The organism is Sulfitobacter aquimarinus, from assembly GCF_040149565.1.
Lineage (GTDB): Bacteria > Pseudomonadota > Alphaproteobacteria > Rhodobacterales > Rhodobacteraceae > Sulfitobacter > Sulfitobacter aquimarinus.
On the sequence record NZ_JBEFLO010000002.1, the window covers coordinates 592,586 to 608,916 of the forward strand.

The 16,331-nt window shown below is 61.7% G+C and carries 15 protein-coding genes and 1 tRNA gene; 5 read left to right on the plus strand and 11 right to left on the minus strand.

Going from position 1 to position 16,331, the window contains the following annotated elements; genetic code table 11:
* Positions 1 to 23: 23 nt before the first annotated feature.
* Positions 24 to 3,221 carry an ATP-binding protein gene (locus ABMC88_RS06950; protein ID WP_349576111.1) on the plus strand — a complete coding sequence of 1,066 codons (3,198 nt, stop codon included), beginning with the start codon at positions 24 to 26 and terminating at the stop codon, positions 3,219 to 3,221.
* Here the strand turns inward: ABMC88_RS06950 and ABMC88_RS06955 are convergent.
* From ABMC88_RS06955 to ABMC88_RS06970, 4 genes are read right to left on the minus strand one after another with little or no spacing between them, the layout of a single operon-like run.
* Positions 3,218 to 4,612: a Dyp-type peroxidase gene (locus ABMC88_RS06955; RefSeq protein WP_349576112.1), complete on the minus strand. Its 1,395-nt coding sequence runs from the start codon at positions 4,610 to 4,612 to the stop codon at positions 3,218 to 3,220. The genes ABMC88_RS06950 and ABMC88_RS06955 overlap by 4 nt on opposite strands.
* The gene (locus ABMC88_RS06960) at positions 4,609 to 5,325 is read right to left on the minus strand and encodes a hypothetical protein (protein WP_349576113.1); all 717 of its coding nucleotides are present in this window, start codon (positions 5,323 to 5,325) and stop codon (positions 4,609 to 4,611) included. Before ABMC88_RS06960 ends, ABMC88_RS06955 begins: the two co-directional genes overlap by 4 nt.
* On the minus strand, positions 5,322 to 6,335 hold the full coding sequence (locus tag ABMC88_RS06965) for a catalase (protein WP_349576114.1): 1,014 nt from the start codon (positions 6,333 to 6,335) through the stop codon (positions 5,322 to 5,324). Before ABMC88_RS06965 ends, ABMC88_RS06960 begins: the two co-directional genes overlap by 4 nt.
* 23 nt (positions 6,336 to 6,358) lie before the next feature.
* Entirely contained in the window at positions 6,359 to 7,288 is a 930-nt protein-coding gene (locus tag ABMC88_RS06970) for an SMP-30/gluconolactonase/LRE family protein (protein ID WP_349576115.1), read from the minus strand.
* Between the two features lie 162 nt (positions 7,289 to 7,450).
* On the opposite strand from ABMC88_RS06970, the gene ABMC88_RS06975 reads away from it, so the two are divergent.
* Positions 7,451 to 8,299: an NAD-dependent epimerase/dehydratase family protein gene (locus tag ABMC88_RS06975; RefSeq protein WP_349576116.1), complete on the plus strand. Its 849-nt coding sequence runs from the start codon at positions 7,451 to 7,453 to the stop codon at positions 8,297 to 8,299.
* A gap of 88 nt (positions 8,300 to 8,387) precedes the next feature.
* Positions 8,388 to 9,065 carry a 6-phosphogluconolactonase gene (locus tag ABMC88_RS06980; protein ID WP_349576117.1) on the plus strand — a complete coding sequence of 226 codons (678 nt, stop codon included), beginning with the start codon at positions 8,388 to 8,390 and terminating at the stop codon, positions 9,063 to 9,065.
* Here ABMC88_RS06980 and ABMC88_RS06985 read toward each other — a convergent pair.
* The 7 genes from ABMC88_RS06985 to ABMC88_RS07015 all read right to left on the minus strand — a co-directional run bounded on the left by ABMC88_RS06985 (position 9,062) and on the right by ABMC88_RS07015 (position 15,547).
* Complete coding sequence (locus ABMC88_RS06985) at positions 9,062 to 9,991, minus strand: AEC family transporter (RefSeq protein ID WP_349576118.1); 930 nt, start codon at positions 9,989 to 9,991, stop codon at positions 9,062 to 9,064. The two genes, ABMC88_RS06980 and ABMC88_RS06985, sit on opposite strands and share 4 nt — an antisense overlap.
* 42 nt (positions 9,992 to 10,033) lie before the next feature.
* Positions 10,034 to 10,837 (minus strand): MBL fold metallo-hydrolase, encoded by an 804-nt coding sequence (locus tag ABMC88_RS06990; RefSeq protein WP_349576119.1) that lies wholly within the window; start codon positions 10,835 to 10,837, stop codon positions 10,034 to 10,036.
* Positions 10,834 to 11,640, minus strand: a complete 807-nt coding sequence (locus tag ABMC88_RS06995) for a TatD family hydrolase (protein WP_349576120.1) — start codon at positions 11,638 to 11,640, stop codon at positions 10,834 to 10,836. Before ABMC88_RS06995 ends, ABMC88_RS06990 begins: the two co-directional genes overlap by 4 nt.
* A 17-nt stretch (positions 11,641 to 11,657) precedes the next feature.
* Positions 11,658 to 12,803, minus strand: a complete 1,146-nt coding sequence (locus tag ABMC88_RS07000; protein WP_349576121.1) for a DNA polymerase III subunit delta' — start codon at positions 12,801 to 12,803, stop codon at positions 11,658 to 11,660.
* A gap of 102 nt (positions 12,804 to 12,905) precedes the next feature.
* The gene (tmk, locus tag ABMC88_RS07005) at positions 12,906 to 13,541 is read right to left on the minus strand and encodes a dTMP kinase (RefSeq protein ID WP_349576122.1); all 636 of its coding nucleotides are present in this window, start codon (positions 13,539 to 13,541) and stop codon (positions 12,906 to 12,908) included.
* Complete coding sequence (locus tag ABMC88_RS07010; RefSeq protein WP_349576123.1) at positions 13,538 to 14,698, minus strand: D-alanyl-D-alanine carboxypeptidase family protein; 1,161 nt, start codon at positions 14,696 to 14,698, stop codon at positions 13,538 to 13,540. The genes tmk and ABMC88_RS07010 overlap by 4 nt, the downstream gene beginning before the upstream one ends.
* 18 nt (positions 14,699 to 14,716) lie before the next feature.
* Complete coding sequence (locus ABMC88_RS07015; RefSeq protein ID WP_439655578.1) at positions 14,717 to 15,547, minus strand: SPOR domain-containing protein; 831 nt, start codon at positions 15,545 to 15,547, stop codon at positions 14,717 to 14,719.
* Between the two features lie 256 nt (positions 15,548 to 15,803).
* On the opposite strand from ABMC88_RS07015, the gene ABMC88_RS07020 reads away from it, so the two are divergent.
* Together ABMC88_RS07020 and ABMC88_RS07025 are read left to right on the plus strand one after the other, a co-directional pair.
* Positions 15,804 to 15,893 (plus strand) — tRNA-Ser (locus ABMC88_RS07020).
* A gap of 179 nt (positions 15,894 to 16,072) precedes the next feature.
* Positions 16,073 to 16,331, plus strand: a 259-nt coding sequence (locus ABMC88_RS07025) for a hypothetical protein (RefSeq protein ID WP_349576125.1), incomplete at its 3' end; no start/stop codon positions are given.

Here is a 16,331-nt window from a genome sequence, read left to right on the forward strand (position 1 = left end):
TTAGGTAGGCTAACTTCGCCGCAATGGATGATCTGCACTCAATTAATCACCGCCCCGCACTGCATGCGGGTGAACGGCGACAGGTCAGCGTATTGTTCGCCGATATGGTGGGCTATACCGCCACGGTTGAGGCATTGGGCGAGGACAAGTCGCTGGCCCTTACCCGTATGATTTACCAACGGCTGACGGATGCGATTGTGGCGCAGGGCGGTGCGGTGCGCAGCTTTGCGGGCGACAGCGTAATGGCGGTCTTCGGCATCCCCGAAACACTGGAGGATTCCGCCCTGCGCAGTTGTCGGGCCGCCTTGGCAGTGGCCGAGAGGTTCGCGGCGGATGGTGATCTGTTCGAGGCCGAATTCGGCCTGCGTCCGCAGATGCGTGTGGGGGTCTCCTCCGGTTTGGCGGTGATGGCACCTGTGCAGGGCGCGGGGTCCGAGCTGACGGCGGTGGGCAATACGGTCAATCTGGCGGCGCGGATTCAGGCGCTGGCCCCTGCGGGCGGGTGTCTGATGTGCGATGCCACCCGCCGTCTGGTCCGCTGGCGCACCGAGACAGAATTTGACGCGGACCATAAGATCAAAGGCATGGCCGACACCCAAAAGCTGTGGCACCTGCGGTCGGTGCTGGAGGGCGCGACGCGGTTTGATGCCTCGGTGGCGCAAGGGTTGAAGGAATATGTTGGCCGCGAAGATGCGCTTGCCGTGATGGATGCGGCGTTGGCGCGGGCGTCCACTAACAGCACGGCGATTGATCTGGTGGCCGAACCGGGGTTGGGAAAGACCCGTTTGGTGCATGAGTTTCTGCGGCGCATCGGCCATGACGGCGTCACCGTTCTGACGGGGCAATGTGCCGCCGACAGCCGGAACACGCCCCTCTTTCCCTTCCTCGAAGTCTTGCGCACGGCTTATCGGGTGCGGCGCCATGATACGGGCGCGCAAGCGGCGCAAAAGCTGCGCGAGGGGCTGGACCGTGCGCATGTCTATTCCGACCAGAACCACGGGCTGCTGCTCAATCTTCTGGGCTTGCCTGTGCCCGACGGGGCGCTGGACGGGATGGACGGGGTTTTGATCGGTCTGCGGACCCGCGACCTGCTTGCCACCTTGTTAAAAGAGCGCTGCCGCCTGGGTCTGGTTGTGCTGCGGATCGAGGATCTGCACTGGATCGATGGCGCAAGCGAAGACGTGCTGGAAAAGCTGATCCGCGCCCCCGACCGCGCCAATCTGTTGGTGGTCTACACCAGACGGCCAGAGCGTGCGCCAACATGGCTCGACAGTCCGAATGTCACGCAGCTGCCGCTGACCCCGTTGGAGGCCGACGATATTTTGCTTCTGGCGCAAAGCCATCTGGGCGTCGAAGACCTGCCCGCCGATCTGGTGGCGCAGCTGACAGAACGGGCAGGGGGCAATCCGCTTTTTGGTGAGGAAATCATCAGCTATCTGACCCAGCGCGGCGAGCTGAGCGTGCAAGACGGCACCGTCTTGTTCCACAGCGAAACGGCAGAGGGCGCGTTGCCTGCAAGTATGCAAAACCTGCTGGCCGCCCGATTTGACCGCTTGCCCGCGCAAGACCGCGATACGCTGCACGCCGCTGCGGTGATGGGGCGCAGGTTTGATCCATCGGTGCTGGCACTGGTGCTGGGCAGCGCTGCGGACGCCGAGGCGGCCCTGACCCGTTTGCAGGCTCAGGACATCATCACCCCGGAGGCGCACACCTCGGAGTATATCTTTCGCCATGTGCTGCTGCGCGATGCAGTCTATCAAAGCCTGCTGTCCGAGCAATCGCGTGCATTGCATCTGGCCGTAGGGCAGGCGATTGAAACCCGCGCAGGCCCGCAGCACGCCGCACAAGAGGCCGACACGCTTGCCTATCACTATGCCCGTTCGGGCCGCGATGATCTGGCGTTCAAATACACAGCCCTTGCAGGGGCACGCAGCCTCGGCATCTTCTCTTTGGTTGAGGCGGACGCCTATTTCACCTCCGGCCTCGCCATGTACGAACGTGACCCGACCTGTGCCAGTGATGCGGCGTTTGTGGCCTTTCTGGCGGATTATGCCCTGTGCTGTAACCTGTCGATGAATGTGGACAAGGTCATCGCCCTGGCCGACAAGATGCGCCCGTATCTGGACCGGATCGGCGACAGCCGTGCGCATGTGCATTTCCTGCACCATCTGGTGTCTTGCGTAGTGTCCAGCGGCCAGATCAACACCGCCGCCGCGATCCAGCTGGATTTGACCGCCATGGCCGCGCGGTTGGACGACCCGGAGGCAACCGCCTACGCATTGGTGAGCGAGCTTGCCACCTCGTGCTACAGCGGCACGCTGGACAGCGATGCCTTCGACGCCAAATCTGCGCAAGCGGAGGCGCTGCTGGCGCAGATGGATGATGCGTTTCTCAAGAACTTCTATCTGGCCAATCTGGGGTGGAACGCGGTCAGCCGCGGGCGCGTGGTGCAGGCCCATACCGCCGCGCAAGAGATGGTAAAGGTCGGCCGCGCCACCAATGACCCCCGCGCCCTTGGCTATGGCACCGCAATGACGGCGCTGACGGCACTGGCGACCGACGACCACGAAACCGCGCTGGGTATTTCCGACCACGCCCTGTCCGTATCCCGTGCCGAGTTTGAGCGCACTATCGCGAAAATTTCGAAATACGGCGCGCTGGTGCCACTGGGCAAGCCGGGTGCGGCGGAGGAGTTGCAGGGCTTTACCGCCATGTGCAACGCGCGTGGCCTTGGCCTTTACCGTGTGACGGCGGATGTAATGGCGGGCATTGCCAATGTGATGGACGGGCGTATCGGCGCAGGGCTGGCGCAGGTCGAAGAGGTGATTGCCCAATGCGATGCGATGGGCCTTCGGAACGCAGCGGACTGGTACCGCCTTTATCTGGCCGAGGTTTATCTGGAAATCCTGTCAGGCAACGGCGAGGCATCATTGGGCGTGATGCTGCGCAACTTCCGCGCCTTGGCGGGGGTGATGCTGCGCGGCCCCGAACGGATTATCGCATTGGCCGACAAAGTGCGCCAAAACAAACTGTGGGACAAAGGCTGCCACCATATCGGGCGGACCGAAATGATCGTTGGCATGATGTATAAGGTCCGCAAAAAGCACGCGCTGGCGCGGACCCATCTGACCATCGCCCAAAGCATCGTCTCGGCCGCCGGCCCGTCGCCGATGCTGACCAAGATCGAAGAGGCGCTGGCCGAACTGCCCGCTTCCTCCTAACCCTCGAGCGCCGCGAGATAGCGGATCGCGGGGAGGCTGGGCAGGAAAGTATAGGCCCCGCCGCGTGTCACCACAAAGCGCGGGAAATTGCGCAGGCGGATTGTACCCCCATCCGCCAGTTTCAGATCAAACCAGCTTGTCTCGGGGGCGTTGGCACCGATCAACGGATCGTTCGAGCCTGTGACCTCGGGCGATTGTAGCCCAAGGTTGAGCCAGTCACACATCACCGCCTCGAACTGTGCGCCAAGGTTGGCCCCGATGAAATTGCCCAGCAATCCGCGCTCGGCATCGTCGGGGCGGGCGGGGTCAAAGTCAGGCCCGTAGGACATGCCGCGCCGCACCAGACGGCGGGTGTAATTGGCGATGCGCTGCACGATCTTGCCACCACGCGGATTAACGCGGCGCATATGCGCCCCCGCAGGGCAGCGCGTCTCGCGCCCGTAATCAAAATTCGTGAGCGAGACTTCGGGGTCGGGGTGGGGGGTATCGGGCGATAAGGCATACGGCACACCGTTGCGCCAGCGACCGCACATCTGCGCGGCGATAACCTCGCGCAGGGCTTGGGCGCGGGTCATGTCCTTGCCGATCTTATCCTCTGCCCCTTTTGGCAGAAGGCGGTTCACGTCCTTATGGGCCAGCAGCGTCTGCGCTGCCGTGTCCAAGTACCGCTCGAATCCCGCCGCATCCTGCGACAGCACGCGAAACGCGTTGAACGATCCGTTCAGACCCAGTTGCGCAGGCGTCGGTACCGCAAACCGCAGGTTCTCAAGCGAGGTGGGATAGCCCAGCAACAAAGTGCCAAGCGGGTCCGCAGGCTCGTCCACTTTTGCCATCGCGGGATCATGGGCGGCGGGGAAACGGGGTTGGGATATGCCGTCCTTATAGCCGAAAAAGACCCTTCCATCCTCCAGCCCGCGCCCGTTGCGCAACCCGATGATGTTGAAGGCAGGGGCAACTTGCGCCTCGACGTGGTCCAGTTCCTCTTGGGCGTCGGCATAGATGGAGGCCACGATATGCACGCGGTCAGGCGTGTCAAAGGGCGCGGGCCATTGGTCGGGCGCGCTGTCGCCAAAATCACCCAGCTTGGGCGCGCGGGCGGCCATGCCTTGGATGAATTCGGTCGGGAAGCTGTCCAGATGTTTTTGGGACACGCCCAAGGCACGCAGGCCCGTGTGTGTGATGCCTATGTTAAAGCTCGACGCGGGCTTAACCTTCCACGTCTCTTCGGTCCTGATGGCGGGGATGTCGGTACTGCCGCCCTCAACCGCCACGCTCAGGAAGGCGCGGGCGGCGGCGCGGTCGGTGACTTCCAGCATGAGATAGCGCACGAAACGGCGGCGATAGCCACGCAGGATGTTGCCTTGCAGGTCTTTGGGGTGGAAATCGTTCACCAGCCTACTCCGAATTTGTCGCGCACCTGGGCGGCGGAAAAGCCCGGATAGGCGCGGTAGCCCCCCCCGAGCGAGATGTTGGGATTGGCGTTTAGCTGCAAGATCAGCTCACGCGGGAGCGACATCAGCTCATGCGCGGGCGCGTCCGGCCCCAGCCCCCTGGCCGCGTCCTGAAGGCCGAACAGATCGGTGGGAAAGTCGGGCGCCTGGAACAGATCATGGGCGTGAACCCAGTCAATGAAGGTCTCGACATTCTGGTTGGTGGGGATCATCGCATCGCCGCCATCGACCAGCGCGATCACATCATCAAAGACCGACCCGATGGTTTCGATGAAATCGCGGATATAATTGCTGAAATCCCCGTCATAGACCGAGATCATGCAGATGTTGTCGCCCAAAATCAGAAAACGCGCAAAATGCACGGTGCCGACATTATCAAGCCCGTCGAAAATCTCGTCCACGTTTTGGGCAATCGCGAGGGTCGCCTGCGCCCGCCCGACAGGCGATGCATCTTTCAGCGGCATAATCAGGTTCATCATCCGCTGCACATTCTCGGAGGGCTGCGGTGACGGGCGCGGCCCACCTGCCAGTTTGGGTTTGGGATCGCGCCAAACCCAATAGGGGACCACAACGTATTTCGACAAAAACTTGAACCAGCCGCGTTGAGGCAGGCTGTCAACAAATTTGCCAAGCCAGCTTTCTTGGGTACTCATGAGGCCGCTCCTTTGCCAAAGGGGCAGGGCGTGGCCCCGCGCCATTTGCTGGATGTCTCGTAGACCTCTTTGCGGATGCGCAGCACGGGATCATCCGACAGCGCAATCCCGTCTGTCAGCAAGCAGGGGTTAAAGCTCATCTTTTCGCTCTCTGCCTCTTGGTTATCGGGCACATGGGTCAGCGTCAGCTCGCCCATGCTGATGCGCCTGCGGTGGGGCGGCCACGGTTTGGTGCTGTCGTTGAAGGGATCTCCCACCTCGCCGATCACCATCATCAGCGAGAACCGCGCAGGCGCGTGGTCCAGCCGCTCGCGCAGCTCCTTTTGCAGATAGCGGTCCACAGGGGGTGCCAAGGGGTTGGTGTTCAGCACGCCTGCGACGGGCTGCCAGGTAAAGCGCACCCAGCGTTTGGTGCCATCCGCGCCCGTCACCACAAACGTATGCACCGCATGATAGGACGCCCGCGCATAGCTTTGTGGTGCGCCGATGTTGGCCGCCTGCCAGACCGCCAACTGCGCGTATTTGTGTTTGTCGGCAAAACGGATCGCGCCGGGGTCGGGGCTGATCGTTTCGCCGGGATAGGGGTTGGGCAGGGGCGGCGTGAGGGCCAGCATGGATTTGAACTTTTGCCACGGGGTCTGGCGCACCACGGGCACCGGCTGCGCCTCTTTGGCGAATTCCAGAAACGTCTCGGGCGTGGGGGCAAAAAACTCGGGCAGGGTCATCGCAACCAGATCGGTGGCAGAGCCGTCGGGCAGGTGGAACCGCGTGGCCATGCCGCGCACATCCGACCAGCCGTCATGCGCGACCGCGCAGCCCGACCCGTTGGAGAACCGCAGGTTCACGGGCACTTCATCGCCTGAAAAATGCGCTGCTGTGCAATAATCATGCGCCACGTCCGAGGCGGTGAAATGCCCCGTTGCCGCGATGCCAATGCTGTGCACGGGCCGCAATGCGCGGCTGCCGTCGGGGCGGTAAAGCGTGTCGACAAGCTCTTCCGCGATATCCATGTCTTTCCCCCCTTGGTGCTGCGTCATGCCGTAAAGGCCATCGGCAGCCCCGCCCGCGGCCAGCGTGCCTTGTAAATCGTGCCGCTGCTGGAGGCGGTGATCCACACATCGCGCATATCCGCGCCACCAAAGCACAAGTTGGTGGTGAACAGATCAGGCACCGTCACATGCTCGGTCGTGCCATCGGGGTCAAAGACGGTGATGCCGCCATTAAAGATCGTGCCGACGCAAATCTTGCCATCCGCCTCAACCTTGAGGCTGTCGACCCACTGATAGCCCGGCAACGTTTGGATCACGCGCCCCGGCATTCCCGGCATCGGGCCGGGTTTGACCTGACCCGGCCCCACAATATCCAGCGCCCAAAGCCGCCCGAAGATCGTGTCGGCCACATAGACAACCTTGCCATCTGGCGACAGGCCAATGCCATTGGCCATATCAATCGTCGCGACTTTGGTGATCGAGGTGCCGTCGGTGGTGCAATAGTAAACGCCGCCCTTTTGCAGCGTGTCGTCGTCCTGTATCCCCGTTTCGGTGAACCAGAACCCGCCGCTTGCATCAAAGACGATGTCATCAGGCGCCAGCAGCTTTTTGCCGTTACAGGCATCATAAAGCACGGACACCGCCCCCGTTTCCAAATCGACCCGCTGGATGCAGCCCCCGTGAAAGTCGGGCCGCTCGGGGCTGGGCACTGTCACGGTCTTGCCGCCGTAAGGCATTTGCACAAAGCCGTAGGCGGCGCCGTTGTTGCAGACATAGGCAGCCCCATCGGGCCCGATCGCTACGCCGTTGGGGCCGCCACCAAGGCTGGCCACCACATCAACCTCGCCAGAGGGACAGAGGCGCGACAAGGTTTGCTTTTCAATATCGACAAACAACAGCGCACCGTCGTTCATGATTACGGGGCCTTCGGGAAATCCGAGGCCGGTGGCCACAACATCAAGGGTCAGGGTCATAGGGTGCTCCTGGAAAAAGCAGTGGCGGTGGGAATAAAGATCCGCCTGTTAACAATAATTCCAGCCTTTAACCTTTTGTGGCGCTTGGCAAGACTTTCCCGCGCGGCGATAGACCGCCGCGTCTCGCTGCGATATGTCAGTGCAAACGCAAAAGGGGGGGCGATGACAAAGGTTCTGGTCTTGGGCGGCAGTGGCCGCGTTGGCACGATGCTGCGCCGCAGTTGGCGGCGTGGGCCCCTGCACATGCCGACCACGTTTGCATACCAAACCCGCAGCGGTGCGGGGCTGCTGTGGGATATGCAAAATCCGCCCAATGATGCGGTGATCGCCGCAGGGCCATTTGATGTGATGGTTGTCCTGTCGGGTGTGGTGCCGCGTGCGGGTGCTGATTTTGCACTCAACACCTCCATCGGGGTGGCGGCGCTGCACGCGGCGGCTCAGATGGGCGTGGGGCGGGTGCTGCTGGCCTCGACCTCGGCTGTCTACGGGCTGCACAGCGATGCACCCTTTGATGAGGACGCCGAGCCACGCCCCGTCAATGACTACGGCAAAAGCAAGCTGGAGATGGAGTTGGCTTGCATCCCGTTGGCCGAAACACTGGGGATCGAGCTGTGCCTGATGCGGATCGGCAATGTCGCTGGCGCAGATGCGCTGCTCTTGAACGCCGCCGTCTTGCAAGAGGGGGAGGCGCTGCGCCTTGACCAGTTCCCCAATGGCGGCACCCCTTTGCGATCATATATCGGGCCGCAGACGTTTGCGCAGGTGATCGGCACATTGATCCATGCAGAGGGGGCGCTGCCGCAGGTGCTCAACATCGGGGCACCTGAGCCGTTAGAGATGGGCGCACTGGCGCAGGCGGCAGGCGTGCCTGTCACGATGGCCGCAAAGGCGGACACAGGCGCGCAGTATATCACGCTGAATTGCAACAGGCTGGCAGTCTTGCACCCCTTTGTGCCCTCAGACAGCACCGCCACCGCGATGGTTGCGCAATGGCAGGCGCTGCGGGCCTAAGTCCCGTTGCCCTTGAGGGCCGCTTGCCATAATGTGAGCGGTAACATTTATGGCGCCTGATGCGGGCGCAGGCGGCAAAGGTAGCACGATGGTAGATATTAGAACCCTCCCCGATACGGATGCGCTGGGCGCTGCGGCGGCGCAGATTATGGGCGATGCCTTGGCAGCGGCCTGTGCCGCGACACAGGACCGTGTGTCATGGGTGGTTCCAGGCGGGCGCACCCCGCGCAGCATCCTGCCGCTGGTTCTGGCGCGGACCGACATCGACTGGGCCCGCGTTGACACGCTGGCCAGCGACGAACGCTTGGTCCCTGTGGATGACCCCGCCTCGACCGAAGGGATGTTGCGCGGGCTGTTCGCGGATGCAGGTATTCCGTGCCATTACATGAGCTTTGGTAGCGACCTTGATCCCGACATCGCGGTCGCCACTTGGAACAGCGAGATTGATCGCATGGCCTGGCCGCCTGCGGTGGCCTTTCTGGGCGTGGGCGACGACTCGCATACGGCGTCCATCTTCCCCCGCCGGATCGAGGCACGCGATCCAGAGATTTTCACCGCAGCCGTGCCGGAAACCGCGCCCAATGTCGCCCCGCGCCTGACGCTGGGTCTGGGGGCGATTGCGCAATGCAAGGTCATCCTGATGCTGGCCAATAACGCCACCAAAGTGGCGCAGCTGGAATTGTCGATGGCGGCGGATGCGGACCCGAACGAGTTGCCTGTGGCGGCCGTGTTGCGGATGCCGCAGGCGGTGGTGCTGCGGGTCTAGGACAGCACCTCAAGCCAGATCCAGACCGTCACGATCGACGCCGCCGTCGAGATCAGCACCGAGGAGGCGGCGACCCGTTTGCCGCGCCCGTACATATTGGCAAAGATATAGGCGTTGAAGCCCGGCGCCATGGCGGCCGTCAACACGCCTGCACGGAACAGGTCCTGCGGCACGCCCAGCCCTGTGCCCATGGTCCACACGATGGCAGGATGCAGCAGCAAGGTGATGCAGCAGACCATTGCGATAGCCTTCATATCGCCTTCGGGGCGGTATTGAATCAGCACACCACCCAGCGCAAACAACGCAGCAGGCAGGGCCGCCCGCACGATCAGCGACAGCGCATCATTCACCACCAAGGGCAGGCCGATGCCGCCAAGGTTCACGGCAAATCCCAGCGCAATCGCAATCACCAACGGGTTGTGAAACATCGCACTGGTTATGGCACGCACCGTATCGCCCCGCGCCTTGCCACGGTTGCGCACAATCTCCATCACCGTGATGCCCAGCCCGTAGCAAAAGGGCGAGTGCATGGCGATGATCATATAGTTCCCCGACAATGCATCCGCGCCGTAGGCACGCTCGGAAATCGGTAGACCCAGAAGGACCGAGTTCGAGAACAGACAGCAAAAGCCGATGGCCACGCAATCCTCCCAGTCGCGTTTGAACAGGACACGTGCGCCGACCATGCCGAGGGCGAAACACACGGAGGCCCCGCAGTAAAAGCTGATCAACAGGCGGGCGTCGAAAGCGGCCCCCAGATCAAGGGTCGAGATCGCTTGGAACAGCAGGCAAGGCACTGCAAAGCTTTGTGCAAAACGCAAAACGCCGTCCACGCCGGCCACGGGAAACAGCCCGCGCCAAACGGCCAGATAACCTGATCCAATGACAAGGAAGACGGGTAGGATTACATCAAGAAGTGTTTGCATATCAAATGCCTAAGCGGCATTCTTTATGTGGCGCGTTAAGTGTCATGTCAGGTCGAATTCAAGCTGCATCCCGTCAAAGGCGGCATGGATATGGTCGGGCGTTTCACCCTCAACCGTGGCATAATCGAGGTCGGTGTGCATGTTGGTCAGCACCGCTTGCTCGGGCGCCATTTTGGCAATCCAGTCAAGGGTTTGCGACAGGTGGCTATGGGTCGGGTGCGGCTCGCGGCGCAACGCGTCCACAATCCAGCAGCGCAAACCTTCGAGTTTGGGCCAGATGTCATCGGGAATACTTGCGACATCAGGTAGATAGGCCACGTCGTTCACCCGAAATCCCAGCGCATCCATACCGCCGTGTGGCACAGTGAAGGGCGCAAACACCAGCGGCCCGCCGGGGCCGTCAATGGTCACGTCCCCTTCCATCAGGTTCATTTCGAGGATGGGCGGATACATCGAGCCTTCGGGCTGGATAAAGGCATAGCCGAAGCGGTCCATCAGCGCGGCGTGCGTCGGTGCATCAGCCCAGACAGGAAGCCGCGCCCGCATGTTGATCACGATCATGCGCAAGTCATCCATGCCGTGCACATGGTCCGCGTGGGCGTGGGTATAAAGCACCCCATCCAGCCGTCCCACACCCGCGTCCAGCAGCTGCGCACGCATGTCGGGCGAGGTGTCGATCAGCACCGATGTCGTGCCAGCCTCTGTCACCCGCTCAACCAGCGCCGAACACCGCCTGCGCGCATTGCGCGGCTCCGTCGGGTCGCAGGCACCCCAGACACCGCCCAGACGCGGCACCCCACCAGAGGAGCCACAGCCAAGGATGGTCACGCGCATCATGTCGCTCATAACGTGGCACCGTATGCTGCGGCTTTGGTAAACAGCCGCTCGAAATTCGCCTCGGAGTGTGCAGCGAATGTGGCGTAGTCGATGCCGAAAGTCTCAGCCGCGCGGCGGGCTGTGTGGGCTGTGAACGCAGGCTCGTTGCGTTTGCCACGGTGCGGCGGCGGGGCGAGGTAGGGGCTGTCTGTCTCGACCAGAATACGCTCCAGCGGGGCGGCGGCAAAGATGTCGCGCAAATCGCTGCTTTTGGGGAAAGCGGTGATGCCCGACATGCTTAGGTAGAAGCCCAGATCAAGGGCGGCGCGGCCCAGTTCGGCAGAGGAGGAGAAACAGTGCATCACGCAGGTATAGGCCCCCTTTGCGTGCTCGTCGCGCAGGATCTCGGCCATATCAGCATCCGCATCGCGGCTGTGGATGATCAGCGGCAAACCTGTCTCACGCGCAGCAGTGATGTGCAGGCGCAGGCTTTCTTGCTGCGCCTGTGCGCTCTCGGCTGTATAATGATAGTCCAGCCCTGTCTCGCCGATGCCGACCATCTTGGGATGTTGCGCGATTTCAATGAGTTGATCTACGGTGGCCATCGGCTCCGAGGCGACGCTCATCGGGTGGGTGCCTGCGGCATAGAACACGGGTGCGTGGGTCTCGGCGATGGCGCGCACGGCGGGTTCGTTTATGAGCTTGGTGCAGATGGTGACCATGCGGGCCACGCCTGCCTCTTGGGCGCGGGCGATCACATCGGGCAGTTCCGCGATGAGTTCGGGGAAATCCAGATGGCAATGGCTATCGGTGATCTGTGGTATATCTGTCATGGGGGTCCATCCAACGCTTAGCGAGGGGCTGCTTTTGCCATTCGTGAAAAGGTATCTAGAACCAGCGCAGCAGGGTCAAGGTTGACCGCAATCCCGTGGCGGGCGCGGGCGCTGATCTGCTCGGCTGTGTCGGCCCAGATGCGGGCGTGGTGCGGGGTAGGGCTGAGGCGCATCAGCACGTCTGCCTCGCCCATGGCGGCCTGCGGTTGGGGCGGCTGGCCCAAGGCACCGCTGCGGGCCAATCGGCTAAGCATCAGGTCGATCAGCAAAAACATCAGATCGCGGCGCTCTTCCCCGCCCCGCGCAGCGGCCAGTTCCGCCAGTTTCAGCACGCGGGGGCGGTCCATCTGGGGCAGGGTGTCAAGAATGCCGATCAGCTCGGCATAAAGCGGGGCACCGCCCAGCAGCGACAGCCGCATCGCCCCGCCGACAGAGCCGCCCGACAGCGCGGCAAGCGCGTCTGTATTGGCGGCCTGCACCTGCGCCTGATCCATCGCGGCGGCCACTTCGCCCGCGTCCAGCGTACGCAGCGCCAGCGTGCGACAGCGCGAGCGGATGGTGGGCAGCAATCCCGACGGCTGGTGCGAGATCAGCATGAAATAAGTGCGGGCGGGCGGCTCTTCTAGCATCTTGAGCAGGGCGTTAGAGGCGTTGGGGTTCATCAGATCGGCATCGTCCACGATGACGACACGCCGCCCGCCGTCTGCGGCGCTCATGTGGATGAAATTGTTCAGCTCGCGGATTTCATCCACACGGATCACGGCCGAGTATTTCTTGTCCGCGAAATTCTTGATGCGGTCTGATTCCGTGCTGCCACGCCCGCCCAAACGCACCAGATGCACACCGGGTTCGGCGCCCGCGCTGATCCGCTTGGCGATTGGATGGTCAGGAGAAATGTCCAGCGTGTCCGGCTTTGTCTCGCCGAACATATCGCTGCCGTCCTGCGCAGGCGTGGCCAGCAAAAAACGTGCAATGGCCCAAGCAAATGTGGCTTTGCCCACGCCACGCGGTCCGGTCAGCATCCACGCATGGTGCATCTTGCCCGAGTTGAAGGCGTCCAGAAACGCGGCCTTTGCGGCGTCTTGGCCAATCAAAACAGGCGTGTCACGCGGATGTGGCGCACCGGTCAGGCGCTCGGGCTGGGGAGGGGTATCGTCGCTCATGCGTCGGGTGTATCGGGGATTGGTTGGGTTTGGAATGGTGTGCAGTTTGGCGCGGGGCGGAATTTTTCAAAAATTCCGGTCGTTTTCATTGTAAGAAAACGGTTAGTGCCGCGCTGTCAGGGCTTGGGCTACCGCCGTGCGGATGTCGGCGGTGACCGCGTCCATAGCTTGCGCACCGTCAATCACGCGAAAGCGGTCGCTGAACTGTGCGGCAAGGTCCAGAAACCCCGCCCGCATGGCGGCTTGCAAATCGGCGCCAAAATCCTCGAACCGCTCTTCGGTGCCTTGGCGGCCTTTGGCGCGTTTGAGCCCCTCGACAGGGTCCATATCAATCAGAATCGTCACGTCGGGCTCTACCCCGATCATCAGATCATGCAGCGTGTCGACCGTGCCGCGCAGATCGCCACGGCTGAGGCCCTGATACATCCGCGTGCTATCGGCAAAGCGATCACAAATCACGATCTTCCCCGCGGCAAGGGCAGGGCGGATCAACCGCTCCAGATGGTCGCGGCGTGCAGCGGTGAACAGCAGGATTTCCGTCTCGGCCGACCAGCGGTCAGGATCGCCTTGCAGCACCAGCGCACGGATTTCCTCGGCCCCGTCAGAGCCGCCCGGCTCTCGGGTGAGGACAACATCGTGGCCTTGATCACGCAAATGATCAGCCAGCCGCATCACCTGGGTGGATTTGCCCGAGCCGTCGATGCCTTCAAAGCTGATGAAAAGGCCGCTGTTGCTCACGAAGCCTCAGGCGCGGGGCCTGCGTTGATGCGGGCAATCACGTGTTGGGCGGCGGCAACCACGCGGCTTACAAACCCGTGCGGGGCCACATCGCGATCGGCTAGCAGCGCCACACGTTTTTCGGGCAGGCCCTCTGGGCTGATGATCAGCTCTCCGATCTGGTCGCCTTTGCGAATAGGCGCTTTGACGGGACCGTCATAGACAACTTCGGTTTTCAGCGGCTCAATCGGGTTCACGGGCAGCAGCATCGAGACATCCTCAGCCAGCTCCAGCCCAACGGTCGTTTCTGCGCCAATAGACACATCGGCCTGCGCGATTTTCGTGCCTGCATCGCCAAGCGAGGTTTGCGCGAATTGGCGGAATGCCCAATTGGTCACGGCCTCTGCCTCGCGGGCGCGGGCCTGCGCAGATGTTAGTCCCGAGAGGACAAAAATGATCCGCCGGTCTCCCTGCTTGGCCGAGCCGACAAGGCCGTATCCCGCCTCTTGTGTGTGGCCGGTCTTCAACCCGTCCGCACCGATGCCAAGGCCCAAAAGCGGGTTTCTATTCAACCGGTTCGCGGATTCTTTTGGGTCAAAGAGAAACTCTTTTTGCGAAAACATAGGGTAATATTGTGGGTAGTCCTTGATCAGCTTTGTCGCAATCAGCCCTAGATCGCGCATCGACATGCGGTGGCCTGCCTTCGGCCAACCGTTCGAGTTCGAGAAGGTCGAATTTGTCATGCCCAACTGTTGCGCACGCATTGTCATCTGCCGTGCGAATTTGCTTTCCGTGCCTGCCAGCGCTTCGGCGATCACAACGCAGGCGTCATTGCCCGAGAGCACGATGATCCCGCGGATCAGATCTTCGACCTTGACCCGCTCACCCGCTTTCAAAAACATCGTTGAGCCGCCGTAGGCCTGGGCTGCGGCAGAGACGGGCAATTGCTGGTCCAGATCCAGAATGCCGTTCTCAATCGCTTCGAACGCCATATAGAGCGTCATCAGTTTGGACATGGACGCAGGCGGCAACGGCTGATCGGCGTTCTTCGTCATCAAGACCGTACCGCTTTGATAATCCGCCACATAGGCGGCTGTGGCGCGGGTATCGAAAGCATGCGCGCTCACGCTGGAGACAAGCAGGGCAAGCGCCCCGAGTGTGGTTTTCAATCCGCGCATGTGTGACACCTCTAGATGTTAGCTGGAAACGGCATAGGCATCAGTGAAGCCTTCCGATTTGATGGTCGACAGGATCCTGCTGCGTTCTGCACTGGTGGCGGCGGGGCCGACAACAACGCGCCAGAATGTTTTGCCGTTGATTGTGCTTTTCTTGATCGTCGGCGCAAGGCCCGCCCCGCGCATTTGTTTGGCGGCACGGTTGGCATTGGCTTCGATGCTGAAAATACCGATCTGGATGAAGGGCTTTGACAGGCTGGATGGCTGCGCGGCCGGTTTCGGCGGGGCAGGCGGCGGCGTGGGTTTCGCTGTAGCAATCGCGGCCCCCGCTGCTGAAGCAACAGGATCAAGCGGTTCTGCCGTCACGTCGGGGGCCGGCGGCACGCCGGTATCCGCAGGAGCCGCAGCGGCAGGCGCGGCCTGTGCTTCCTGAACTTTGCGCAAGGCCGTCACGTTCAGCTTTGCGGGCGCACCGGCCAGAATGCCCAGTTCCTCTGCCGCATCGGACGAGATTTGCAAGCTGGGGCCGGGAATGTCACGCTCGCGACGGAAAAGGGCACCGACGACGAATTTGCCATTGGTCTGGTTGCGGATAATCACACGCTCGGGGTCGGTGACGTCGGGGTGAGCTACCCAGACACCGCCAAGGCTGGGCCGTCCGTCCCAAAGCCCGTTACCCGTGACCGAAAACACCTCGGGCGCTTCGACGTCACGCTCGATCGTGGGGCCGCTGGGGGCTGCCGCTTGGACGCTGGATTTTTTTGCACCAGCGGTCGGAAACGCGAATTGCCCTTGCTCGTCGCAGGCAGCCAAGGCGCCGACGATCACAAATGGGACAACCGCCCTGCGCATGCCGCGCCATCGCGTTGCATGCTGGAATTTGTGTAACTGATTGATACGACTGCCCATATTCCCTCGTCCTTGCCTGTGGATGTGCTTTTTGAGGCGGCACACCATACGGCCCCTTTGCGGAGCCTTTGCGCCACTCTATCCCGCGATCCCCCCGCCCGACAAGAGAGCGCCGCCCCCATCGGCAAATTTCCCCACCGCCGCGTGAATTTTGCCCGATTGCAGAATCATTTCGACCGTTCTAGTAAGCGCCCACTGCGGAGGTTTGGCAGAGTGGTCGAATGCACCGGTCTTGAAAACCGACGGGCGTGGAAGCGTCCCCAGGGTTCGAATCCCTGAGCCTCCGCCAGTAATCTCGCTTAAGCGTATGTTTTGTTTGGTATATGTTGGGGTTTTACTTCCCCGATCCGCCACCTGATACCCCTTTGCGTACTGGAACTGCTTGGACGCCTGATCTGTTCAAGTGGCTTTTGGCAGGGGGCGGAATTTAGGCACAGTATTATAGCCGCGTTCCGGATCATTCGATCCTTGCTCAACGATCAAAGCCATTTCTCTTTGTCCAACCTCAATCTTGTCGTTTCCCTCAAACAGGATTTCGCGGCGGATGGTGAAGTCTCTCAGTTCGTCTTTGGTAAAGTCAGCTTCGACGCGGGCATGGTTTCAGCTTCCAAAGTATCGGATCGTGTGACCGTCCTTGCCTATATCCTTGCCGATGTAGATCTTGCCGTTGGGAAAAGTGATCTTGTGGACGACGTAAGCGAATTTTCTTGTCATTATCTATCCCGGG